This is a genomic window from Microbacterium sp. (assembly GCF_039812165.1).
GTDB lineage: Bacteria > Actinomycetota > Actinomycetes > Actinomycetales > Microbacteriaceae > Microbacterium.
In genome coordinates this window covers 1-22,328 of record NZ_JBDIAB010000030.1, presented here as the reverse complement: position 1 = coordinate 22,328, position 22,328 = coordinate 1, and the positions used below count along the sequence as shown (strand labels likewise).

23 protein-coding genes are annotated in these 22,328 nt (G+C 72.2%); 2 read left to right on the top strand and 21 right to left on the bottom strand.

Annotated elements, in window-relative coordinates; genetic code table 11:
- The 10 genes from rsfS to WML84_RS04475 form a co-directional block, all read right to left on the bottom strand.
- On the bottom strand, positions 1–367 hold a 367-nt coding region (gene rsfS / locus WML84_RS04520), incomplete at its 3' end, for a ribosome silencing factor (RefSeq protein WP_347344949.1).
- Positions 364–1,098 carry a hypothetical protein gene (locus tag WML84_RS04515; protein WP_347344948.1) on the bottom strand — a complete coding sequence of 245 codons (735 nt, stop codon included), beginning with the start codon at positions 1,096–1,098 and terminating at the stop codon, positions 364–366. The genes WML84_RS04515 and rsfS, both read right to left, overlap by 4 nt.
- Before the next feature lie 53 nt (positions 1,099–1,151).
- Positions 1,152–1,748, bottom strand: coding sequence for a nicotinate-nucleotide adenylyltransferase (gene nadD, locus WML84_RS04510; protein WP_347344947.1), 597 nt, complete (start codon positions 1,746–1,748; stop codon positions 1,152–1,154).
- A 9-nt stretch (positions 1,749–1,757) separates the two neighbouring features.
- A complete protein-coding gene (locus WML84_RS04505; protein ID WP_347344946.1) occupies positions 1,758–1,985 on the bottom strand; it encodes a hypothetical protein in 228 nt (75 codons plus the stop codon).
- Positions 1,986–2,034: 49 nt separating this feature from the next.
- Positions 2,035–3,294 carry a glutamate-5-semialdehyde dehydrogenase gene (locus tag WML84_RS04500; protein WP_347344945.1) on the bottom strand — a complete coding sequence of 420 codons (1,260 nt, stop codon included), beginning with the start codon at positions 3,292–3,294 and terminating at the stop codon, positions 2,035–2,037.
- Positions 3,295–3,355: 61 nt separating this feature from the next.
- The gene (proB, locus tag WML84_RS04495; RefSeq protein ID WP_347344944.1) at positions 3,356–4,189 is read right to left on the bottom strand and encodes a glutamate 5-kinase; all 834 of its coding nucleotides are present in this window, start codon (positions 4,187–4,189) and stop codon (positions 3,356–3,358) included.
- Complete coding sequence (gene obgE / locus WML84_RS04490) at positions 4,186–5,697, bottom strand: GTPase ObgE (RefSeq protein WP_347344943.1); 1,512 nt, start codon at positions 5,695–5,697, stop codon at positions 4,186–4,188. The genes proB and obgE overlap by 4 nt, the downstream gene beginning before the upstream one ends.
- Before the next feature lie 87 nt (positions 5,698–5,784).
- Positions 5,785–6,042 (bottom strand): 50S ribosomal protein L27, encoded by a 258-nt coding sequence (rpmA, locus tag WML84_RS04485; protein WP_347344942.1) that lies wholly within the window; start codon positions 6,040–6,042, stop codon positions 5,785–5,787.
- 19 nt (positions 6,043–6,061) lie between these two features.
- Positions 6,062–6,370: a 50S ribosomal protein L21 gene (rplU, locus tag WML84_RS04480; RefSeq protein WP_347344941.1), complete on the bottom strand. Its 309-nt coding sequence runs from the start codon at positions 6,368–6,370 to the stop codon at positions 6,062–6,064.
- Between the two features lie 157 nt (positions 6,371–6,527).
- Positions 6,528–7,121 (bottom strand): NADPH-dependent FMN reductase, encoded by a 594-nt coding sequence (locus WML84_RS04475; protein WP_347344940.1) that lies wholly within the window; start codon positions 7,119–7,121, stop codon positions 6,528–6,530.
- 117 nt (positions 7,122–7,238) lie between these two features.
- Between WML84_RS04475 and WML84_RS04470 the strand changes: the two genes are divergently transcribed.
- Positions 7,239–7,511, top strand: coding sequence for a DUF4031 domain-containing protein (locus WML84_RS04470; protein ID WP_347344939.1), 273 nt, complete (start codon positions 7,239–7,241; stop codon positions 7,509–7,511).
- Between the two features lie 16 nt (positions 7,512–7,527).
- On the opposite strand, the gene WML84_RS04465 is transcribed toward WML84_RS04470, so the two are convergent.
- On the bottom strand, positions 7,528–8,775 hold the full coding sequence (locus WML84_RS04465; protein WP_347344938.1) for an MFS transporter: 1,248 nt from the start codon (positions 8,773–8,775) through the stop codon (positions 7,528–7,530).
- Positions 8,776–9,005: 230 nt separating this feature from the next.
- The gene (locus WML84_RS04460) at positions 9,006–11,279 is read right to left on the bottom strand and encodes an Rne/Rng family ribonuclease (protein ID WP_347344950.1); all 2,274 of its coding nucleotides are present in this window, start codon (positions 11,277–11,279) and stop codon (positions 9,006–9,008) included.
- Positions 11,280–11,743: 464 nt separating this feature from the next.
- Here WML84_RS04460 and WML84_RS04455 point away from each other — a divergent pair, with 464 nt between their 5' ends.
- Positions 11,744–12,343 carry a vitamin K epoxide reductase family protein gene (locus WML84_RS04455; protein WP_347344937.1) on the top strand — a complete coding sequence of 200 codons (600 nt, stop codon included), beginning with the start codon at positions 11,744–11,746 and terminating at the stop codon, positions 12,341–12,343.
- Positions 12,344–12,355: 12 nt separating this feature from the next.
- On the opposite strand, the gene WML84_RS04450 is transcribed toward WML84_RS04455, so the two are convergent.
- The 9 genes from WML84_RS04450 to WML84_RS04410 form a co-directional block, all read right to left on the bottom strand.
- Positions 12,356–12,976, bottom strand: coding sequence for a sugar O-acetyltransferase (locus WML84_RS04450; protein ID WP_347344936.1), 621 nt, complete (start codon positions 12,974–12,976; stop codon positions 12,356–12,358).
- Between the two features lie 66 nt (positions 12,977–13,042).
- On the bottom strand, positions 13,043–13,459 hold the full coding sequence (gene ndk, locus WML84_RS04445; RefSeq protein WP_347344935.1) for a nucleoside-diphosphate kinase: 417 nt from the start codon (positions 13,457–13,459) through the stop codon (positions 13,043–13,045).
- A 5-nt stretch (positions 13,460–13,464) separates the two neighbouring features.
- Positions 13,465–13,860: a DUF4233 domain-containing protein gene (locus WML84_RS04440; RefSeq protein ID WP_347344934.1), complete on the bottom strand. Its 396-nt coding sequence runs from the start codon at positions 13,858–13,860 to the stop codon at positions 13,465–13,467.
- Positions 13,857–15,209 carry a Mur ligase family protein gene (locus WML84_RS04435; protein WP_347344933.1) on the bottom strand — a complete coding sequence of 451 codons (1,353 nt, stop codon included), beginning with the start codon at positions 15,207–15,209 and terminating at the stop codon, positions 13,857–13,859. The genes WML84_RS04440 and WML84_RS04435 overlap by 4 nt, the downstream gene beginning before the upstream one ends.
- Positions 15,206–18,577, bottom strand: coding sequence for an isoleucine--tRNA ligase (gene ileS, locus WML84_RS04430; RefSeq protein ID WP_347344932.1), 3,372 nt, complete (start codon positions 18,575–18,577; stop codon positions 15,206–15,208). The genes WML84_RS04435 and ileS overlap by 4 nt, the downstream gene beginning before the upstream one ends.
- Before the next feature lie 429 nt (positions 18,578–19,006).
- The gene (locus WML84_RS04425) at positions 19,007–20,836 is read right to left on the bottom strand and encodes a hypothetical protein (RefSeq protein ID WP_347344931.1); all 1,830 of its coding nucleotides are present in this window, start codon (positions 20,834–20,836) and stop codon (positions 19,007–19,009) included.
- Between the two features lie 97 nt (positions 20,837–20,933).
- Positions 20,934–21,320: a PIN domain-containing protein gene (locus tag WML84_RS04420; protein WP_347344930.1), complete on the bottom strand. Its 387-nt coding sequence runs from the start codon at positions 21,318–21,320 to the stop codon at positions 20,934–20,936.
- Positions 21,307–21,570, bottom strand: coding sequence for an AbrB/MazE/SpoVT family DNA-binding domain-containing protein (locus tag WML84_RS04415; protein ID WP_347344929.1), 264 nt, complete (start codon positions 21,568–21,570; stop codon positions 21,307–21,309). The genes WML84_RS04420 and WML84_RS04415 overlap by 14 nt, the downstream gene beginning before the upstream one ends.
- 61 nt (positions 21,571–21,631) lie before the next feature.
- Positions 21,632–22,328: ABC transporter ATP-binding protein (locus WML84_RS04410; RefSeq protein WP_347344928.1), on the bottom strand; the 697-nt coding region annotated here is incomplete at its 5' end.

Here is a 22,328-nt window from a genome sequence, read left to right as displayed (position 1 = left end):
TCGTGGGCGAGGTCAGCTCGATCGGGATGACCGGGCAGTCCTTCCACAGCCGCTCGAGACCGTAGAAGATCCGCTCCTGCTCGTGGAACACGTGCACGACGAGGTCGCCGAAGTCGAGCAGGATCCAGCGGGACTCCTGACGGCCCTCGCGGCGGATGCGCTTGTGCCCGGCGAGGAGCAGCTTGTCCTCGACCTCGTCGGCGATCGCCGCGACGTTGCGCTCGCTGCGCCCCGTGACGATGAGGAACGCGTCGACGAGCGGAAGCGGGAGCGACACGTCGAGCGCGACGAGATCCTCGCCGCCCTTGGCGACGGCGGCATCCGCCGCGATCTGCACCATCTCGCGTGCGGCGTCGGTCGCCGTCATCGGAACACCCCGGTTGCGAACGAGAGGATCAGGACGCCGGTGAGTCCGAGCGCCAGCACGCCCGCCGTGATGGCGAGGATCATCATGATCCTGTTGGTCTTCTCGGGGGCCGGCGGGGCGACGAGCTCCTCGCCGCTCTTCATCGTGCTGACGGCGGCGCTGGCCGAGACCGGGATCGGCGACGAGTGCAGCGGAAGCTCCTCGTCGAGGATCGTGGCATCCGTCGACTTGTCGTCGGTGGTGCCGGGCGCGGTGCCGGTCGAGCCGAAGCTCTCGGGCAGCTCGTACGAGCCGGTGATGATCACGTCGCCGCTGCCCTGCACCGGCACGACGAGGGGCCCCGTGATCGGCGTCTGCGAGAGGATGAGCGCGTTGGGGGTCGCGACCGACCCGTCGGTCGGACCGCTGCGGGTCAGCAGGTGGTCGAACGAGGGCGGAGCGGCGACGGATGCCGCCTCGCCCGCGAGCAGGTCGGCGCCGAGGTCGGCGGCGATCACGCGCGGGCTCTCGTCGTCCTCGTCTGAGGCCTCTTCGGCGGACTCGTCCTCGGCGGACTCGTCGCCCTCGACGACGGCCTCCAGGACGATCTCCTCCGGCGCGTCGTCGGCGGCCGGCTCGGCCGGCGCGGTCTCGACGACGACCGCCTCGACGACGGGCTCCTCCGCGGCGGGTGCGGTCGTGCCGGGCGCGGTCGTGCCGGGCAGGATGATCGGGATGCCCTGCGTGCGCATCTCCCGTATTCGGCGACGCGTCAGCGGCGGGTTCTGAGGTGGGTCGGTCGGACTCATGAGCTGCTCCGATAGAGATGGTGCTTCGCTATGTACTGGACGACCCCGTCCGGGACGAGGTACCAGACCGGGTTGCCGCGGCGAACGCGGGCACGGCAGTCGGTCGAGGAGATCGCCAGCGCCGGCACCTCGAGCTGGCTGACGTCGTCGCCCGGCAGCCCGTCGGTGCTCAGCACGTGGCCCGGGCGCGAGACGGCGACGAAGTGCGCCAGCTCCCACAGCTCGGCGTGGTCCTTCCAGCTGAGGATCTGCGCGATGGCATCCGCGCCGGTGATGAAGAAGAGCTCGGCACCGGGGCGGCTGTCACGCAGGTCGCGCAGGGTGTCGATCGTGTACGTGGGGCCCTCGCGGTCGATGTCGACGCGGCTGACGGTGAAGCGGGGGTTGGATGCCGTCGCGATCACCGTCATGAGATAGCGATGCTCGCTGGGCGTGACCTCGTTCTTGTGCCAGGGCATGCCGGTCGGCACGAAGACGACCTCGTCGAGATCGAACGACTGCGCCACCTCGCTCGCCGCGACGAGGTGGCCGTGGTGGATCGGGTCGAACGTCCCGCCCATCACCCCGATGCGCGGGGCGCGTGTGGGTGTCATACGCGGGGCCTAATGGTGGCCGTGGCCCGCCTGCACCACATCGTTCGCGTGCTCGGCCGCATAGGCGGCCGCCTTGCCCGAGTGGCGGTTCGCCACGTTGCGGTAGGAGAAGGTGATGAAGCCCAGCAGCAGGAACACCGCGAGAGCGATCACGCCGAAGATCATCGTCTCCTGCTGGACGTTGCCTTGGTGCTCGGCCTCCTCGGCGACGAGGGCGACGATCGTGGCGAGAGTCATGGAGGGCTCCGTTTCGGTGTTCGGGGCGACGCGGTGTCAGTCTACGGGTTCACGACCTGATCTGTCCGGAGCCGCGGGCCAGCCACTTCGTGCTGGTCAGCTCCGGAAGACCCATGGGACCGCGCGCGTGCAGCTTCTGGGTCGAGATGCCCACCTCGGCGCCGAAGCCGAACTCCCCGCCGTCGGTGAACCGCGTCGACGCGTTCGCCATGACCACGGCCGAGTCGACCTCGGCGAGGAAGCGCTCCGCGCGCGCCTCGTCGGCGGTCACGATCGACTCGGTGTGGTGCGTGGAGTACGTGCGGATGTGCGCGAGGGCGTCGTCGAGGTCGTCGACGACGCGCATCGACAGCTCGAGGCTCATGTGCTCGGTCGCCCAGTCGGCCTCGGTCGCGGGCACGACGTCGGCGGCGAGACCGCGCACGGCGTCGTCGCCGTGGATCACGACGCCCGCCTCCTGCAGCGCGGCCGCGATCGGCGGCACGAGCCGGTCGGCGGCGTCGCGCAGCACCAGCACGGTCTCGACCGCGTTGCACACGCTCGGACGCTGCACCTTGCCGTTGACGACGATGTCACGGGCCCAGTCCAGCGGCGCCGACGAGTCGAGCACGACGTGCACGACGCCCGCGCCGGTCTCGATGACGGGCACCGACGACTCGGTCACGACGGTCTCGATGAGCTGGGCGCTGCCGCGCGGCACGAGCACGTCGACCACGCCGCGCGCGTGCATGAGCGCCCGGGCGCCGTCACGGCCGAAATCGTCGACGGTCTGGATCGCCTCGGGGTCGACGTCCTGCGCGGCGAGGGCCTCGCGCATCGCGTCGATGAGCGCGGCGTTCGTGGTCTGCGCGGCGGTGCCGCCGCGGAGCACAACGGCGTTGCCGGAGCGCAGCGCGAGGGCCGCGATGTCGACGGTCACGTTGGGGCGCGCCTCGTAGATCGAGCCGACGACCCCGAACGGCACCGAGACCTTCTGCAGGCGGATGCCGTTGGGGAGGGTCCGCTCGTCGAGCACGCGGCCGACCGGGTCGGGCAGGCGTGCGACGTCGCGCACCGCCGCCGCGAGCGCGTGCACGCGCGCGTCGTCGAGCCGCAGGCGGTCGAGGAGTCCGGTCGACAGGCCGCCCTCACGCCCGCGGGCGAGGTCCTCGGCGTTGGCGGCGACGATCTCGGCCGTGCGGGCCTCGATCGCGTCGGCGATCGCGTCGAGGAGGGCCGACTTCGCGGCATCCGTCAGCAGCCCCACCTGTCGCGACGCATCCTTCGCGAGCAGCATGCGTTCCTCGGCGGTGGCGGTCAGGGTGCTCATCCGGCCAGTCTACCGAGGGCGGTGCGCCGCAGAGGGCGGGATGCCGGCCCTCCGGCGCCGGTCAGCCGCGGGCGCTCGTGCGCACGGGCCCCGTGAGCGGCGAGCGGTCCGCCGCCGGGTTGGGCGCGAACCACGTGCCGATCGGCTCGCCGCGCAGCGCCTCGTCGACCAGGTCGGCGCTCGTGACGAGCACGCCGATGCCGGCCGAGGCGGCCAGCCGTGCGGCAGACACCTTGGTGGCCGCTCCCCCGGTGCCGACGCTGTTGACGACCACCGATCCGAACTCGAAGCCCTGCAGGTCGTCGCCGTAGCCGACGCGGTCGATGGGCGTCGCGCCCGGCTCGGTCGGCGGACGCGTGTAGAGGCAGTCGATGTCGCTCAGGAGCACGAGCGCGTCGGCGACGATGAGCTGCGCGACGAGGGCGGCGAGCCGGTCGTTGTCGCCGAAGCGGATCTCGTGGGTCGCGACGGTGTCGTTCTCGTTGACGATCGGGAACAGGCGCAGTCCCAGCAGGCGCTCCATCGCGCGGCGCGCGTTGGAGCGGTGGGTCGGGTTCTCCAGGTCCCCCGCGGTGAGGAGCACCTGGCCCGCCACGATGCGGAAGGGCCGCAGCGCCTCCTGGTAGCGGTAGACGAGGATGTTCTGCCCCACGGCGGCGGCGGCCTGCTGCGTGGCGAGATCGGTCGGACGGTCGTCGAGGTCGAGGAACGGCATGCCCGTCGCGATCGCGCCGGACGACACCAGCACGAGCTCGACGCCGCGCCCGTAGGCGGCGGCGAGGCCCTCGACGATGGCCGGGATGCGGTGCGCGTTCTCGCCGCTGATGGACGACGAGCCCACCTTCACGACGATGCGGCGGGCGCGGGCGATGTCGGCGCGTTCGTGGACGATCATCGGTCGTCTCGATCCTCCTCGTCTCGGCGCCCGGCGAGGCGCTCCGCCTCGAGCTCGGCGCGGGCCTCGGCCTTGGCGTCCATGCGCTCGTGGTACCGCTCGCGTCGCTGCGACGAGGTCCTGCGCGTGCTCAGGTCGAGGCGCGGGTCGGTGCCGCGCGGAGCGGTCATGAGCTCGGCGGCCGACGAGAGGGACGGATGCCAGTCGAACACGATCCCGTCGCCCTCTCCGATCACGACGGTCGAGCCGGCGGTGGCACCGACGCGGAACAGCTCGTCCTCGACGCCGAGCTTCTCGAGGCGGTCGGCGAGGAAGCCCACGGCCTCCTCGTTCTGGAAGTCGGTCTGCTGCACCCAGCGCACGGGCTTCGCGCCGAGGATGCGGTACACGTTGCCGTACGTGCCGCCCTCGATGCGCACCTCGAAGTCGCGCTCGGCACCGCGCGGGCGGATGACGACGCGCTCCGGCGCGGGCGCGGCGGCCGCGGCGGCACGGTGGGCGGCCACGATCTCGGCGAGCGCGAAGGTCAGGGGACGCAGGCCCGCGCGGCTGACCGCGGAGATCTCGAACACGCGGAACCCGCGCGCCTCGATGTCGGGCCGCACCAGGTCGGCGAGGTCCCGCGCCTCGGGCACGTCGACCTTGTTGAGCGCGACGAGCTGCGGGCGCTCGAGGAGAGGCACCTGGCCGTCGGGCACCGGATAGGCGGCGAGCTCGGCGAGGATGACGTCGAGGTCGCTGAGCGGGTCGCGTCCGGGCTCGAGCGTGGCGCAGTCGAGCACGTGGACGAGCGCGGTGCACCGCTCGACGTGGCGGAGGAACTCGAGCCCGAGCCCGCGTCCCTCGCTCGCGCCCTCGATGAGTCCGGGCACGTCGGCCACGGTGAAGCGCACGTCGCCGGCCTCGACGACGCCGAGGTTCGGGTGCAGGGTCGTGAACGGGTAGTCGGCGATCTTGGGGCGTGCCGCCGAGATCGCGGCGATGAGGCTCGACTTGCCCGCCGACGGGTAGCCGACCAGGGCCACGTCGGCGACGGTCTTGAGCTCGAGCTGGACGTCGCCCTCCCAGCCGGGGGTTCCCAGCAGCGCGAAGCCGGGGGCCTTGCGCTTGGGCGAGGCGAGCGCCGCGTTGCCGAGCCCGCCCTGGCCGCCGGGCGCGACGACGAGGCGCATGCCGGGCGTGATGAGGTCGGCGAGGGTCTGACCCGCGGCATCCTTCACCACCGTGCCGACCGGCACGGGCAGCTCGAGCGACTCCCCCGCGGCTCCGGAGCGGTGGTCGCCCATGCCGAAGCCGCCGTTGCCGGCATGCCGGTGCGGAGAGTGGTGGTACGACAGCAGCGTGGTCACCTGCGGGTCGGCCACCAGCACGACGTCGCCGCCGTGACCGCCGTTGCCGCCGTCGGGGCCGGCGAGGGGCTTGAACTTCTCACGGCGCACCGAGACGCAGCCGTTGCCGCCCTTGCCCGCCCGCAGATGCAGGGTCACTCGATCCACGAACGTGACCATGCCGCCTCCTGGGAAAACACGAGGGGCGAGCCGAAGCCCGCCCCTCGCCGATGATGTGTGTGAGCTCGGATGCCGAGCGCGCCGGGACTACTCCCCGACCGCGACGATGTTGACGACCTTGCGGCCGCCCTTGGTACCGAACTCGACCGCACCGGCCGACAGCGCGAACAGCGTGTCGTCGCCGCCGCGGCCGACACCGGCACCGGGGTGGAAGTGGGTGCCGCGCTGGCGGACGATGATCTCGCCGGCGTTGACGACCTGACCGCCGAAGCGCTTCACGCCGAGGCGCTGCGCGTTGGAGTCACGACCGTTCCGGGTGGAGCTTGCGCCCTTCTTGTGTGCCATCTCTGCGTCTCCCCTGCGCTTACTTGATGCCGGTGACCTTGACGCGCGTGAGGTCCTGACGGTGCCCCTGGCGCTTCTTGTAGCCGGTCTTGTTCTTGAACTTCTGGATCACGATCTTGGGGCCGCGCTCCTCGCCGAGGACCTCGGCGGTGACGGTCACCTTCGCGAGCTTGTCGGCGTCGGTCGTGACGGCGTCGCCGTCGACGAGCAGGACCGCGGGAAGCTCGACGGTCTCGCCGACCTTCGCCTGCTGACGGTCGAGAACGACGACCGTGCCGACCTGCACCTTCTCCTGACGGCCGCCGGCGCGCACTACTGCGTAGACCACTTCATACCTGTTTCTTCTGCGGAGCGCACGCGCTCGGGATGTCACTGCAAGACGTGGTGCGGATGTCTCGACGCACCAAGGGTCTACTTTACCGGATGCCGGGAGCATCGGCAAAAGCACGCCGCGCGTGTCGGTGGTGCGCCGGGATCCGGCGGGGTCAGGAGCGCGGGATGACCGTGAGCACGCGCGCGGTGTAGGCCAGGAACGCGGCCATGAACCGACGCAGGAACTCCGCGGTCTCGGCGTCGGTGACGTCGCCGTGGGCGTCGACCAGGTCGGGCGTGAACTGCACGTAGGCCTCGGGCGAGGTCATCTGGCGCGTGTTGAGGAAGCTGAGCGTGCTCCGCAGCGACTGCTGGCCCACCGCCGTGCCGATCTTGCCGGGCGAGGCGCCGATGACGGCGGTCGGCTTGTCCGCCCACGCGCTCTCGCCCCACGGCCGGCTCCCCCAGTCGATCGCGTTCTTCAGGGCGCCGGGGATGGAGCGGTTGTACTCCGGGGTCACGAACAGCAGCGCGTCGGCCGAGCGCACGTCGGCCTTGAATGCGAGCGCCGCCGGCGGGTAGTCGGCGTCGAGGTCGCGGTTGTAGAGCGGCAGGTCGGCGTAGGAGATCTCGAAGAACTCCAGCTCCGGCGGGGCGAGGCGCTCCAGCGCGGTCGCGAGGCGCCGGTTGATGGAATCGCGAGAGAGGCTCCCGATGATGACGCCCACGCGGTAGGGCGGCTCGTGCTCGATGATGTCGATGCGCATGCCCTCATCCTGCACCCGGGAGGCGCCGGATGCACCCGTCGATCTCGCGGATCCGATCGCGGGGCCCGCACCGACGGCCTCGCGCCGGCTGTCGGCGCGGGCTCCTATGATCGGGGCGTGGCGATTCTCATCGACGATGCGCGCTGGCCGGCCCACGGCCGCCTGTGGGCGCATCTGGTCAGCGACAGCGATCTCGACGAGCTGCACGCGTTCGCCGCGGCCCAAGGCCTTCCCCGTCGCGGCTTCGACCGCGACCACTACGACGTGCCCGACCACCGCGTCGACGCGCTGATCGCGGCCGGCGCCCAGCATGTTGACGGGCACGAGCTCGTCCGGCGGCTGATCGCCTCGGGCCTGCGCGTCACCGCGCGCGAGCGCCGCGGCCTCTGACCGACGCGGACTCGGCTCAGCTCGCTGCGGGCGGGGCCGCGGCGATGTGGCCGAGCTGCCGCCACACCAGCAGCAGCGCGATCGCGGCGCCGCCGAACGCGAACCACCAGGGTGCCGTGAGCCCGCCCCACTGCGCGAGCACGCCGCCGATCGCCTGACCGAGCACCATCCCGCCGAACACGCACACCGTGTTCACCGCGCCCACGCGACCCTGCAGGTGCATGGGCACCACGCGCTGCCGCACCGTCGTCGAGATGGTGCCCCACACGAACGCATAGGCGCCGAACACGAACATGAGCAGCAGCGCGACCCACGCGGCCGTGGTCAGGGCGAACGAGAGGTGCATCAGCACCTCGAGCGACAGGCACACGCGCATGAGGGTGGCGAACCGCACGTGCCGCTCGAGCCAGCCGAACGAGAGCGTCGACAGGATGCCGCCCACGGCGGCCGCGGTCGTCAGCAGGCCGAAGCCGACGGGGCCCATGCCGAGGTGGTCGATCGAGTACAGCACCAGGACGCCCCACGGCGCGGCCCACGTGATGTTGAACACGAGGATCGTGAGCGAGAGGGTCCGCATCGGCGGGTTGCGCCACAGCCACCGCAGGCCGTCGGCGATGTCGCGGCGCACGGGACGGCGGGGCTCGTCCCCGAGGCCGCCGGGCGGGGCCGCATGCGGGAGCGCGACGCGCGCGATCAGCACGACCGCGAGGGCCACGCACAGCACCTGCACGAGGAACGGCAGGACCGTGCCCGCGGCGAAGAGGAAGGCGCCCAGCGGCGGGCCGGCGAACTGGTTGGCGACGAGGTAGCCGCCCTGCAGCCGCGCGTTGCCGATCCCGAGGTCGGCGGGCTCGACGAGCATGGGCAGCAGCGTGCTGCTGGCCGAGTCGGCGAACACCTCGGCGACGCCGTAGAGGAAGGCCGCGCCGAGCACGACCCCGATGCTCACGTGGCCGGTCGCGATGAACACGCACAGCGCCGCGATGACGACGGCGCGGGCGCCGTTGGCGACCATCACGAGGCGGCGGCGGTCGAACCGGTCGGCGATCGCGCCGGCGTGCAGGCCGAACAGCAGCCATGGCAGGTACTGCAGCATGGCGCCCGACGCCACGAGCAGCGGCGAGTCGGTCTGCGAGGCGATCAGGAGCGGGGCCGCGGCCAGTGCGATGCCGTCGCCGACGTTGCTCGTCCACGACGACGCGAGCAGCCAGCGGAAGCCCGCCCCCATGCGGGCGGGCGCGATCAGCTCGCCGACGGATGCCACCGGGACATCCTACGAGGACCCTCCGACACGCGGCTCGACCGCCCCCTCGGAGCGCGCCCGCGGGTGGATCCTCGACGCCCGCGCGCGGCAGAACTTCGGAGATCGGCGCACGGTCGGAGCATCCCGGGGGATCCCTCCGAAGAACCGCGGTTCTCCGACGGACTGCGGCGCGCGCCGACGGCGCCGAGCGAGGCGACCGGGCGCCCGGATGCCGGTGGACCCGGGCCGGGCTACGCCTGCGGGTCGTGGACGACCGGCGTGCCGGCGAGCGCGGCGGTCGTCACGCGGCGGCGCGAGCGGCCCTGCCCCGGAGCCTTCGGCGCGGGGAGCGCTTCGAGCACGGAGTCGAGCAGGATGTCCTTCTCGGTGCGCGGGCGGTTCGCCGTGGCATCCGACCGCTTCTTGCGCGGCTTCTTCGGTCGCTCCGGGGGCGCGACGGGCTCGGGAGCGGGTGCCGGCTCGGCGGCGGGCGCCTCGTCGTGCGGGTGGATCGTGGATGCCGCGATCTGCGCGAGCGCCGACTTCACGCCCTCGGTGATGACGTGCGTGCCGCCGCCCTGTCCGCCGGTGCTCGGCGGGCTCTGCCGACCGCGTCGCGTCGACGCGCCGTTCTGCTGCGGCGCACGGTGCTTGACGACCGGGTCGTGGTGCACGATGACGCCGCGGCCGGCGCACACCTCGCACGCCTCGCTGAACGTCTCGAGCAGCCCGAGGCCCAGCTTCTTGCGCGTCATCTGCACGAGCCCGAGCGAGGTGACCTCGGCGACCTGGTGCTTCGTGCGGTCGCGGCTGAGGCATTCCACGAGCCGGCGCAGCACGAGGTCGCGGTTGGACTCGAGGACCATGTCGATGAAGTCGACGACGATGATGCCGCCGATGTCGCGCAGGCGCAGCTGGCGGACGATCTCCTCGGCGGCCTCGAGGTTGTTCTTCGTGACGGTCTCTTCGAGGTTGCCGCCCGAGCCGACGAACTTGCCGGTGTTGACGTCGACGACCGTCATGGCCTCGGTGCGGTCGATCACGAGCGAGCCGCCCGAGGGCAGCCACACCTTGCGGTCGAGGGCCTTCTCGATCTGCTCGGTGACGCGGAACTCGTCGAACGGGTCGCGGTCGCCCTCGTGCTTCGCGACGCGCTCCAGGAGGTCGGGGGCGACGCCGGCGAGGTAGCCGGAGATCGTGTGGAACGCGTCGTCGCCCTGGATGAGCATCTTGGAGAAGTCCTCGTTGAAGACGTCCCGCACGATCTTGACGAGGAGGTCGGGCTCGGAGTGCAGCAGCGCGGGTGCCGACACGGTCTCGAGCTGGGAGTTGATGTGCTCCCACTGCGAGGTGAGGCGCTGCACGTCGCGCGTCAGCTGCTCCTCGGTCGCGCCCTCGGCGGCGGTGCGCACGATGACGCCGGACGACTCGGGCAGCACCTCCTTGAGGATGCGCTTGAGGCGCGCGCGCTCGGTGTCGGGGAGCTTGCGCGAGATGCCGTTCATGGCGCCGCCGGGCACGTACACGAGGTAGCGGCCGGGCAGCGAGATCTGGCTGGTGAGGCGGGCGCCCTTGTGGCCGACCGGGTCCTTCGTGACCTGGACGAGCACGCGGTCGCCGGACTTGAGGGCCAGCTCGATGCGGCGGGGCTGGTTGCCGGTCTCGACGGCATCCCAGTCGACCTCGCCGGAGTACAGCACGGCGTTGCGGCCGCGGCCGATGTCGACGAAGGCGGCCTCCATGCTGGGCAGCACGTTCTGCACGCGGCCGAGGTACACGTTGCCGATGAGCGAGGCGTCCTGGTTGCGGGCGACGTAGTGCTCGACGAGCACGTTGTCCTCGAGCACCGCGATCTGCACGCGGCCGTTCTTCGAGCGGACGATCATGACGCGGTCGACGGCCTCGCGGCGGGCGAGGAACTCGGTCTCGGTCACGACGATGCGGCGCCGGCCGGCCTCGCGGCCGTCGCGGCGACGCTGCTTCTTGGCCTCGAGGCGCGTGGAGCCCTTGATGCGCTGCGGCTCGGTGATGAGCTCGACGGCGCGCTGGCGCGGCGAGCTCGCGGGCGCCGACTCGTCGCCGGCGGCGTCGTCCGATCCGCCGCGTCGGCGGTTGCGACGACGCGAGGTGCCGCCCTGGGGCGTCGCGGGCTCCTCGCGCACGACCGGGCGCGCCGGGAGCGGCACGATCTCGGGCGCGTAGAAGACCAGCTGCGTCGACACCGACGACACGAAGTCCTTCGGCAGCAGCCCCAGGGTCACGGCGGTGACCGGCGCGGGCTCGGATGCCGCCTCGGCCGGGGCCTCGGGAGCCGATGCCGGCTCGGTCTCGGTCTCCGACGTCGGCTCGGCCGGGGCCTCCGCCTCGGACGCCGGCTCAGGCGTGCTCGCCTCGGTCGCAGCAGACTCGGTGGTGGCGACCTCGGCGGACTCGGTCGTGTCGGCCTCGGCCTCGGCGGACTCGGTCGCCGCAGACGCGGCCTCGGCGGGCTCCGTCGACGGCTCGCCAACCTCGGTCGACACCATCGCGTCCTCCGCGGACACTGCGGCATCCTCGGACGACGCCTCGTCCTCCGCGACCGCCGCGTCGCCCTCGACGGCACCCGTCTCGGCCGCAGCCTCGGTCGCGTCGGCTACCGAGTCGCGCGCGGCCTCGTCGTGCGCGACGTCCGCCGCTGCGTCGGTGTTCCCTGTCTCGTTGTGCTCATCGCCCGCCACTGGCTTACTCCCTGCGGGACGGTGCCGCGCACCGTCCGGCCAAAATCTGGCGGCGTCCTCCCGGACCGGCCGCTCACTCACTCGGTCTGCAGCAGGCTCGTGGCTCGTGCTGCCGGGGGCATCCATTGCCCGAAGTCTTCGTCGATGCGGGTCACGGCGCGGCCGCGAACGCATCGGCGACCATTATCGCACTTCCTCGGACCAAATGCGCAGCCGCCCGGGCACGGCGGGTCCGGGCGGGCGCACAGGCGGGCGATGGGATAATTCCGGGCATGTCGTCGCGCACCTCCACGTCCCGGCCCACGGTCTTCGCGATCTGGCTGATCCTCGCCGGCGTCGTGGGGTGGTTCGCGGCGTTCGAGCTGACGCTGGAGCGCTTCCACCAGCTCGCGTCGCCCGGCTCGTCGGCGTCCTGCGACTTCAACATCGTCGTGCAGTGCGGCAAGAACCTGGAGTCGTGGCAGGGCGCGCTGTTCGGCTTCCCCAACCCGATCCTGGGGCTCACCGGCTGGGTCGCGCCCATCGTCGTGGGCGCGGCGCTGCTGGCCGGCGCGCGGTTCGCGCGCTGGTTCTGGATGCTGTTCTGGCTCGGCGTCGCGGGCGCGTTCGCCCTCGTGGTCTGGCTGATCGTGCAGAGCGTCTTCGTGATCGGCACCCTGTGCCCGTGGTGCATGGTGACGTGGGCGGTCACGATCCCCACGTTCTACGCCGTCACGCTGCACCTCGTGCGCGCGGGCCTGGTCCCGGCATCCGCCCGCGCGCGCAAGGGCGCCGCCACGCTGATGGGCTGGACGCCGGTGCTGACGGTCGTCAGCTATGCGATCGTCGCGCTCATCGCGCAGCTGCGTCTGGACTGGATCGGCACCCTCTGACCCGTACGCGGGTCAGACGGCCGACGGACCGTACGTCGCGAGGTAGGCGTCGCGGTCGGCGTCGGTGATGGGACGCAGCACGCGGCAGGGGTTTCCGACGGCCACGACGTCGGCCGGCACGTCGCGCGTCACGATGCTGCCGGCGCCGATGACGGCGCGGGCGCCGATCGTCACACCGGGACCGATGACGACGCGGGCGCCGATCCACGCGCCCTCCTCGATCGTGATGGGTTGCGCGTACTCGAGGATCTCGACGGCGCGCTGATGGAAGTCGAGCGGGTGGCTGGCGGTGGCGATCGTGACACCGGGGCCGAACAGCACGCGGTCGCCGACCGTCACCGGCGCGCAGTCGAGGATCGTCAGGTCGTAGTTCGCGAAGATGAAGTCGCCGAACGAGATCTGTCCGCCGTAGTCGCACCGGAACGGCGGCTCGATCCAGGCATTGTCGCCGACCTTGCCGAGCAGGCCCCGCAGCAGCCGCATCCGCGTCTCCTCGTCGTCGGGATGCGTGGTGTTGTACTCGTGCAGCACGCGCTTGGTCTGCGCGCGCATACGGCTGAGGTCGGGATCGGTCGAGTGATAGGTGCGCCCGGCGACCATCCGCTCGAACTCTGATGCGAACGCCTGCTCCATCGCGGGCTCCTCTCGGTGTGATGCTCGCTGGAGAGTATCAGCGCGCGGCGCCCGCCGCGCGCACGCTCAGCCGAACCAGATGTCGAGCTCGCGCGCGGCCGACTCGGGGCTGTCGCTGCCGTGCACGAGGTTCTGCTGCACCTTGAGGCCCCAGTCGCGCCCGTGGTCGCCGCGGATCGTGCCGGGCGCCGCGGTGGTGGGGTCGGTCGTGCCCGCGAGCGAGCGGAACCCCTCGATGACGCGGTTGCCGGCGAGGCGGATCGCGACCGACGGCCCCGACATCATGAACTCGACCAGCGGCTCGTAGAACGGCTTGCCGGCATGCTCCTCGTAGTGGCGCTCGAGCCGTGCGCGGTCGGGCTCGACGAGGCGGATGTCGACGAGCGCGTAGCCCTTCGCCTCGATGCGGGCGAGGATCGCGCCGGTCAGCCCGCGCGCGACGCCGTCCGGCTTGACCAGGACGAGGGTCTCTTCGGTGGCCATTGTCATCATCCGTTCTGTTCGGGGTTGTGTTCGGCTGCCAGGCGGGCGTTGCGTCGGTCGAGCGCGCCCCCCTTGATCGTGGCATACGCGTACATCGCGCCGAAGATGATCGCCACGATCCCGAGCGCCGGCACGAGGAATGCGCCGAGGGCCACGAGCGCCTGCCAGACCCAGCCGAGAGCGATGCCCCACGGGCGGTGCACGAGGCGCGTCGTGACCACCATGAGCACCGCGAGGACGCTCCCCGCCACGATGCCGCCCCACGCGGGCAGGCCCGCGGGCAGCGCGTCGAGGCCGTAGACGACGAGCCCGCCGAGGAACACGACGATCGACTCGAAGCCGAGCACGATGCTCGCGAGCGATTCGCGCGCGCCGCGGCGCCGCCGTGCGCGCGCGCTCATCCGGCCGCTCCGCTCTTCCAGCCCTCGGCGTCGGCGAGCGCGAGCGCCTGCCCCGCGAGCACGACGCTGCCCGCGACGATGACGGCGCGACGGTCGGATGCCGCGGCCCACTCCCGCGCCGCGTCGGCGGCGTCGGCGAGGTCGGGGTGCACCGTGACCGGCAGGTCGGCCCGCTCGGCGAGGTCGGCGATGTCGTCGGCGTCGGCGGCCCGCTCCGACTCCGGCGAGGTGGCGAACACGCGCGCGGCGATCGGCGCGAGGGCGTCCATGATGCCGCTCGCGTCCTTGTCGGCGAGGACGCCGACGACGACGCCCCACTCGTCCACGTCGAACGAGGTGCGCAGGGCCGTCACGAGCGCGGCGGCGCCGTGCGGGTTGTGCGCGCTGTCGACGAGCACCGTCGGCGCGACGCCGACGAGCTGCAGGCGGCCCGGGGACGTCGCCTCGGCGAGCCCCTCGGCGAGCACGTCGGGCGCGAGCGGGACGGTGCCGGCACCGATGAGCGACTCGACCGCCGCGATCGCGAGCGCGGCGTTGTAGGCCTGGTGCGCGCCGTACAGCGGCAGGTAGAGGTCGTCGTACGAGCCGGCGAGGCCGCGCATCGAGAACTGCTGGCCGCCGACGGCGAGGACGTCCGCGGTCACCGCGAAGTCGGCGCCCTCCATCGCCAGCGTCGCGCCCTGCCGCGCGGCGGTCTCGCGCAGCACGGCGGTCGCCGCGGCATCCTGCGCGGCCGACACCGCGAGGGCGCCCGGCTTGATGATGCCGGCCTTGACGGTCGCGATCTCGGCGATCGTGTCACCGAGTCGATCGGCGTGGTCGAGGTCGATCGGCGCGAACACCGCGACGTCGCCGTCGGCGGTGTTCGTGGAGTCCCACGAGCCGCCCATGCCGACCTCGACGATCGCGACGTCGACGGGCGCGTCGGCGAACGCGACGAACGCGAGCACCGTGAGGAGCTCGAAGAACGTCAGCGGCGCGTCGCCGACCGAGGTCAGCTCGGCGTCGACGAGGTCGACGATCGGCGAGATCTCGTCCCACGCGTCGGCGATCGCGGCGTCGTCGGCCGGCTCGCCGTCGATCTGGATGCGCTCGGTGAACCGCTCCAGGTGCGGGCTCGTGAACAGGCCGGTGCGCAGGCCGTGCGCGCGCACGAGGCTCTCGGCGATGCGGCTCGTGGAGGTCTTGCCGTTCGTGCCGGTCACGTGCACGACGCGGTAGGTGCGCTGCGGGTCGTCGAGCAGCTCCAGCACGCGGCGCGTGCGCTCCACGCGGGGCTGCACCCAGCGCTCGCCCTGGCGGGTCAGGAGCGCCGCGTAGACGGCGTCGGCGCGGTCGCGATCGCTCATGCCCGCTCCCCCGTGCGGCCGACCGAGACCGTGAAGGCGCCCCGGTTCGCGTACGTGCCCTTCGGCACGACCGCCTCGTGCTCGACCGCCACGTCGTCGCCGGCCGCGAGGAGGGTCGCGCCGCGCGTGCCGACGGCGTACGAGACCGCGAGGGTCTCGCCCGCCATGTCGGCGACCTCGAAGGCGGATGCCACGGCCTCGCCGTCGTCGCCGTCGTCGAACAGCAGCTGCAGGCGGATGCGGTCGCTCACCTCGAACCCGGCGGCGCGGCGCGTGTCCTGCACCGCGCGGATCACGTCGCGCGCGAGCCCCTCGGCCTCGAGCTCGGGCGTGGTGACGGTGTCGAGCAGCACGAAGCCGCCCGCGGGGAGGAGCGCGATCGCGGTCCCCTCGGCGACGCCGCCGGCCTCGAGCGTGAGCTCGTACTCGCCCTCCTGCAGCGCGACGCCGTCGACGACCACGACGCCGTCCTCCTCGGTCCACAGGCCCGCCTTCGCGCCGGCGATGACGTGCTGCACCTGCCGGCCGAGGCGGGGGCCCGCGGCGCGCGCGTTGACCGACAGCCGCTGGCTGATGCCGTAGCTCTCGGCGAGCCCGTCGACGAGCTCGGCGAGGCCCACCTCCTTGACGTTGAGCTCGTCGCGCACGATGTCCTCGAACGGGGCGAGCGCCGCGGCATCCGCCACCGCGACCGTCAGGGTCTGGAGTGGCAGGCGCACGCGCTTGCCCTCCTTCTTGCGCAGCGCGTTCGCGACGCTCGAGACCTCGCGGACGGCGTCCATGGCGCTCCGGATGTCGACGGATGCCGGGAACGCCGAGGCGTCCGGCCAGTCCTCGAGGTGCACGCTGCGCCCGCCGGTGAGGCCCTGCCACACCCGCTCGGTCACGAGCGGCAGCAGGGGCGCGGCCACGCGGCACAGGGTCTCGAGCACCGTGTACAGCGTGTCGAACGCCTCGGTCGAGGCCGGGTCGGCGGGGTCGACGCCGAGCCAGAACCGATCGCGCGAGCGGCGGATGTACCAGTTGGTGAGGGCCTCGGCGAAGTCGCGCAGCTTCGCGGCCGCGGTCGTCGAGTCGAGCGCCTCGAGGTCGGCGGCGACGTCGCGCACCAGGTCGCCGGTGAGCGCCAGGATGTAGCGGTCGAGCACGTCGGTGGAGTCGGTGCGCCAGCGCGCCTCGTAGCCGGCGCCGTCGGGTCCCGCCGCCGCGTTGGCGTAGGTCGCGAAGAAGTACCACGCGTTCCACAGCGGCAGCAGGAACTCTCGCACGCCGGCGCGGATGCCCTCCTCGGTCACGACGAGGTTGCCGCCGCGGAGCACCGACGACCCCATCAGGAACCAGCGCATGGCGTCGGAGCCGTCGCGGTCGAACACCTCCGAGACGTCGGGGTAGTTGCGCAGCGACTTCGACATCTTCTGCCCGTCGCTGCCCAGCACGATGCCGTGGCATGCGACGCCGGTGAACGCGGGGCGGTCGAACAGCGCGCCGGAGAGCACGTGCATGACGTAGAACCACCCGCGCGTCTGCCCGATGTACTCGACGATGAAGTCGGCGGGCGAGTGCTCGTCGAACCATTCGCGGTTCTCGAACGGGTAGTGCACCTGCGCGAACGGCATCGACCCGGAGTCGAACCACACGTCGAAGACGTCCTCGATGCGGCGCATCGTCGAGCGTCCGGTGGGGTCGTCGGGGTTCGGTCGCGTGAGCTCGTCGATGTACGGACGGTGGAGGTCCACCTCGCCGGCCTCGTCGACCGGCAGCCGACCGAAGTCGCGCTCGAGCTCGGCGACCGAGCCGTACACGTCGACGCGCGGGTGCTCGGGATCGTCGCTCTTCCACACCGGGATCGGCGACCCCCAGAAGCGGTTGCGGCTGATCGACCAGTCGCGCGCGCCCTCGAGCCACTTGCCGAACTGGCCGTGCTTGACGTTCTCGGGCGCCCACGTGATCTCCTCGTTGAGGTCGACCAGGCGGTCCTTGATCGCGGTGACGCGTACGAACCAGCTCGACACCGCCTTGTAGATGAGCGGGTTGCGGCACCGCCAGCAGTGCGGGTACGAGTGCTCGTAGCTGGCCTCGCGCAGGAGGCGCCCCTCGGCCTTCAGCAGGCGGATGAGCGGACGGTTGGCGTCGAGCCACAGCTCTCCGGCGACGTCCGTCACGTGCGGCAGGAACCGTCCGCCGTCGTCGAGGCTCATGATGAGGGGGATGCCGGCGGCCGCGGTCACGCGCTGGTCGTCCTCGCCGTAGGCCGGGGCCTGGTGGACGATGCCGGTGCCGTCGCTCGTGGTGACGTAGTCGTCGACGAGCACGCGCCACGCGCGCTCGGTGCCCCACGTGGCGGCATCCGCGTAGTAGTCGAACAGCGCGTCGTAGTGCACGTCGGCGAGCTCGGCGCCCGTGATCGTGCGCTCCACCGCGGCGCGCGCGTCGTCGGGCGACGCGTAGCCGAGGTCCTTCGCGTAGCCGCCGAGCAGCTCGGACGCCAGCAGGTACCGGTGCGCGGTCGCGCCCTCGGGGTCGTCGCCGGCGGGGACGTCGGCCGCGCCGGCAGGACCGCCCGGGACGACGACGTACTCGATGCCGGGGCCCACCGCGAGCGCGAGGTTCGTCGGGAGGGTCCAGGGCGTCGTCGTCCACGCCAGCGCGCGCACGCCGGTGAGCCCGAGCGCCTCGGCCTTGGCGCCGACGAACGGGAACGTCACGGTGACCGACGGGTCCTGGCGCATCTTGTAGACGTCGTCGTCCATGCGCAGCTCGTGGTTCGACAGCGGCGTCTCGTCGCGCCAGCAGTACGGCAGCACGCGGTAGCCCTCGTAGGCGAGGTCCTTGTCCCACAGGGTCTTGAACGCCCACAGCACCGACTCCATGAAGCCGGGGTCGAGCGTCTTGTAGCCGCGCTCGAAGTCGACCCAGCGGGCCTGGCGGGTGACGTAGTCCTGCCACTGCTGCGTGTACTCGAGCACCGACTCGCGCGCCTTGGCGTTGAAGGCGGCGAGGCCCATCTCCTCGATCTCGCTCTTCTCGGTGATGCCGAGCTGCTTCATCGCCTCGAGCTCGGCGGGGAGGCCATGCGTGTCCCACCCGAACACGCGGTCGACCTTCTTGCCGCGCATGGTCTGGAACCGCGGGAAGAGGTCCTTCGCGTAGCCGGTGAGCAGGTGCCCGTAGTGCGGCAGGCCGTTCGCGAACGGCGGACCGTCGTAGAACACCCACTCCGGCGCTCCTTCGCGGCGGGCGATCGACGCGCGGAAGGTGTCGTCGCGGCGCCAGAAGTCGAGCGTCTCGCGCTCGATCGCCGGGAAGCGCGGGCTCGGGGCCACGGCGTCCGCGGCCGGGCCGAACGCGGAGGGCTTCGGGTAGGTCATCTCTCTCCAGCAGGTGCGTGTGTGCGTCCTGCGAGGACGACGCTCCGGATGCCGGAGAGCCGCGGTACCACCCCGCGTTACCGGACGCCGTGGCATCCGGTCTCTCTCACTGCGGCTGTGACGGGCCTGACCCGCTCGGTTCTACTGGGCGGCGGACCGCTGTTCTTCCGAGAGCTCCCCGGTGATGGCCGGATCGGTGCTGGTCCGACGATTCTACGGGATGCCGCCGGGTCGGTCGGCCGCCGGCCGCGGCATCCGGTGGCCTCCGTCCGGCCGGAGGGCTAGAGTGACCGCGGGGGTGCTGTCGCGTAGCCGGAGGGGCCATCCCTTCGATCATCCCCTCGGGCTTCCGCAGGGAAGTCTTCCAGGACCGGAGATCCCTTCCAGGGTCTCGTCCGACGTAGGCGCCGACGGCACCCCTCCCACCCGTCAGTCGGCGTCGGGCCGCACGAGCAGGTGTGCGGGCAGCGATCGGTTCAGCCGGATCAGCTCGTCGCGCACCGGCAGCCCGAGCGCGCCGGCGAGTTCGTCTACGTGGTCGGGGTCGTCGGCCTTGTCTCGGAGGTCTATCGGTGTCGGGACCCAGTACCGGCTGTGGCTGAAGCCGACCCGGGGAGGCTGCCGGAGCGGCACGTCGGTGACGCCGGCGCCGATGGATGCCGGGATGGGACCGCCGATCGGATCGCCCTTCAGCCCGTTCGCCGGGAAGTGGAGGTTCGTCCACCGCGTGACCGCGAACGGTGCGGCGTGGTCGCCGATGAGCATCGGCACGCGGCGCCCGGTCAGCGCGTCGCGGCAGTGCAGATACCAGCCGATCTGCCGCTGTCCGGTCTTGGCGATCGTCTCGCCACGGGGCGGATCGGTGGGCAGGACGCGGTCGTCCACGTAGGCGGCGATGTCCTTCTCCGTCTTCGTGGTGAGGAGCAGGTCGGCGTGAGCCAGCGGCGAGCCCGCCGTGACGAGGTCGGAGACGAGCCAGGGCTGGGTGTTGCGGCGGAGCTCCCGCCACGCGGCGGTCTGGAGCTCCCGCATCGTGCGCGGATCGGGGACCGGCTGGCTCGGCTGCACGGCGGCCTGCAGCGCCAGGAGCGCCCGGTCGCTGGTGACGTGCGGCGACGCGTTCCGCCGATGCGCGCGCTTCCACGCGATCGACACGATGTCGTACGCGATGACGCTCCCGAGGGAGTGGCCCAGGATGACGATGCGGTCGTACCGTCCGCTCTCGTGCAGGCGCTCCACGAGCCGCACGCCCGCGGCGCGGATCGCCTGCCGCCGCGCGACGTTGTCGGGAGCCGGATCGAGGTACCTGGCGGCATCCCCCACGAACGACACGATCTTCGCGAGCACGGGCGTCTTGACCGTCGTCCATACGGCGACGCCCACCGTGGCGACCGCGATGAGGAACGGCATAGGTCCCCAGTTCGGCGCGAAGAGCCCGAGGAGGACCAGCGCCGCCGCGATCGCGGTCAGGCCCCAGACGAGATACCACCAGCCGCGCAACGCCGGCGGCATGCGGGTCGGCCATCGGAGGAGCAGCCGGGCGGCCCACGGGAGGATGTGCGACAGCTGCGAGTCGCGGATGAGGTGCGCCCAGTACAGCTCGTAGATGTCCGTGCGCGGATACCCGGGGCTCTCGGGGTCGATCTGCACGCGGTTCAGCTCGAACGTGTCGTCGCCGAGGTCGGGCTTGACGCGGCGGATCACGGGCGGGCGGGCCGTGGGCGGGAACAGCCCCTCGACGAGGCCCTTGAGCGTCTCGCCGGGCTGCTGCTCACCGATCCCGTGGATCACGATGAGCGCCTGCGCCGGGTTCGTCTCGCGCGCCCGCACGCCGCGCGTGAGCTCGGCGAGCCGGTTGAGGCGCTCCTGCACGAAGCGGACGACGAGGTCGGGGTCGTCCACCCCGTCGACGATGACGCGCACCCGCGAGCGTTGCGGGCCGGCGGGCAGGCACCGGATCGTGAAGCCGTGCCGCCCGGCGCGCACCGGGTCGAGGATCACCTGCTGCACGTGCTCGCCGGGACGCGTCGCGTACCGCACCCAGCCGCGCCACGCGGTGCCGTCGGCGTCCTCCAGCACGGCGGCGCGGCGCCGCTGCAGCGGGACCCGGCTGCCCTCGCCCCACCAGAGCGCGAGGATCTCGGGACGCCACATCGTCGTCCACAGACGCTCGGCCTCGACCGGCACGCGGACGGTCACGCGCACCCGGCTCGATGCAGCCGGCTGCGGCCCCGAAGGCGTCGGTGCTGTCGTGCTCATCGCGGCATCCTCCCCGGTCCCCTGACTCGGATGCTAGCGGCACCGGCGTGTGCCGCGACAGCGTTCCCGCGTGGCCGGCCGGCTCGCCTGAGCGTCGCTATACCGGTTCGACGCCGTCGAGCTGGTGCGCGAGCTTCTGGTCGAGGGTGAGGAGCGGGTCGGTGCCTGTGCGTCGGGCATCCAGCGCGAGATACACGTCAGCCACGGAGAGCTTCGGGTGAACCAGATAGAGCTCGATGACGGCGGCCCAGAAGGCGCGGTCGAAGGCGAACGTGTTCTCGGCGGCGAGCCCTCCCAGCGCCGTGGCGATGCTCTCCCGAGGAAGCTTCATGACCCGTTCGAGGACGAAGACGACCTCGATGAGGGCAACGTCCGGCACAGTGAGGCGAGGATGCACCGCGAGCAGCGCGTCGACCCGCGCCGTCTGCGCGGGGATGTCGTCGAGCAGCCAGCGCAGCAGGCAGTCCGTGTCAAGACTCGGCATCACGCGCCTCGGCCTGAGCCTCCCAGCCGTCGCCGCTCACCGGCTTGAGCCTCCACGTGCCCTGCTGCTCGGCCTCGTGACGCAGGCGGGTGCGGATCTGCGCGATGTCGTGGGGCGCGTCGATCACGAGGCGATCGCCTTCGACATGGACGGCGACCTTCTGACCGGGCTTGAGGCCCAGGGCCCGGCGCGCTTCCACGGGCAGGGTGATCTGCCCTTTGGATGTGATCGTGGTATACGACACGCTCATGTAAGAACTCTACGCCGATTCTTACCTGTGCGCACTGTCGCGCCGATCGGCGAAGGCGCGATCAGCGCGCGGCGGCGAGGAGTTCGCGGGTGAACGGATGCCGGGGCTCGGCGAAGACGCTCGCGACGGGGCCGGTCTCGACGACGGCGCCGTCGCGCATCACGAGCACGTCGTCGGCGACCGCCGCGACGACGCCGAGGTCGTGCGAGACGAGCACCATCGTCAGCTCCCGCTCCCGCTGCAGGCGCGCCAGCAGCGCGAGGACGCGCTCGCGCACCGACGGGTCGAGGGCCGACACCGGCTCGTCGAGGACGACAACGTCGGGGTCCGCCGCGAGGGCGCGGGCGATCGCGGCGCGCTGACGCTGTCCGCCGGACAGCTCGGCGGGGCGCCGCCCCGCGAGCTCGGGCGCGAGGTCGACCTCGGCGAGGAGCTCGGCGGCCCGGCGGGCGCGCTCGGCGCGGGGCACGCCGGCCGCGGCGAGCGCCTCGCGGAGCGAGCGACCGACGGTCCAGCGCGGATCGAACGCGCCGAGCGGGTTCTGGTGCACGAGCTGGATGCGACGGCGCCGGCCGGTCGTGGCATCCGTCGTCGCGCGCGTCGAGTCGAGACCGGTCGTGGGGATGCCGTCGAGCAGTACCTCGCCGGAGTCGGGCCGCTCCACGCCCACGAGCACCCGCGCGAGCGTGGTCTTGCCGGAGCCGGACTCGCCCACGACCCCGAGCGTGCGCCCGCGCGGCAGCGCGAACGAGACGTCG

Coding starts and splice junctions, on each gene's coding strand:
- WML84_RS04450 (WP_347344936.1), bottom strand. CDS start 12,976: ATGGAGCAGGCGTTCGCATCAGAGTTCGAGCGGATGGTCGCCGGGCGC.
- ileS (WP_347344932.1), bottom strand. CDS start 18,577: ATGACCTACCCGAAGCCCTCCGCGTTCGGCCCGGCCGCGGACGCCGTG.
- WML84_RS04425 (WP_347344931.1), bottom strand. CDS start 20,836: ATGAGCACGACAGCACCGACGCCTTCGGGGCCGCAGCCGGCTGCATCG.
- WML84_RS04500 (WP_347344945.1), bottom strand. CDS start 3,294: ATGAGCACCCTGACCGCCACCGCCGAGGAACGCATGCTGCTCGCGAAG.
- WML84_RS04440 (WP_347344934.1), bottom strand. CDS start 13,860: ATGAGCGCGCGCGCACGGCGGCGCCGCGGCGCGCGCGAATCGCTCGCG.
- WML84_RS04515 (WP_347344948.1), bottom strand. CDS start 1,098: ATGCGCACGCAGGGCATCCCGATCATCCTGCCCGGCACGACCGCGCCC.
- obgE (WP_347344943.1), bottom strand. CDS start 5,697: ATGGTCACGTTCGTGGATCGAGTGACCCTGCATCTGCGGGCGGGCAAG.
- WML84_RS04420 (WP_347344930.1), bottom strand. CDS start 21,320: ATGCCGAGTCTTGACACGGACTGCCTGCTGCGCTGGCTGCTCGACGAC.
- rpmA (WP_347344942.1), bottom strand. CDS start 6,042: ATGGCACACAAGAAGGGCGCAAGCTCCACCCGGAACGGTCGTGACTCC.
- WML84_RS04460 (WP_347344950.1), bottom strand. CDS start 11,279: ATGGTGTCGACCGAGGTTGGCGAGCCGTCGACGGAGCCCGCCGAGGCC.
- proB (WP_347344944.1), bottom strand. CDS start 4,189: ATGATCGTCCACGAACGCGCCGACATCGCCCGCGCCCGCCGCATCGTC.
- WML84_RS04505 (WP_347344946.1), bottom strand. CDS start 1,985: ATGACTCTCGCCACGATCGTCGCCCTCGTCGCCGAGGAGGCCGAGCAC.
- nadD (WP_347344947.1), bottom strand. CDS start 1,748: ATGACACCCACACGCGCCCCGCGCATCGGGGTGATGGGCGGGACGTTC.
- WML84_RS04415 (WP_347344929.1), bottom strand. CDS start 21,570: ATGAGCGTGTCGTATACCACGATCACATCCAAAGGGCAGATCACCCTG.
- WML84_RS04435 (WP_347344933.1), bottom strand. CDS start 15,209: ATGAGCGATCGCGACCGCGCCGACGCCGTCTACGCGGCGCTCCTGACC.
- WML84_RS04455 (WP_347344937.1), top strand. CDS start 11,744: ATGTCGTCGCGCACCTCCACGTCCCGGCCCACGGTCTTCGCGATCTGG.
- WML84_RS04475 (WP_347344940.1), bottom strand. CDS start 7,121: ATGCGCATCGACATCATCGAGCACGAGCCGCCCTACCGCGTGGGCGTC.
- ndk (WP_347344935.1), bottom strand. CDS start 13,459: ATGGCCACCGAAGAGACCCTCGTCCTGGTCAAGCCGGACGGCGTCGCG.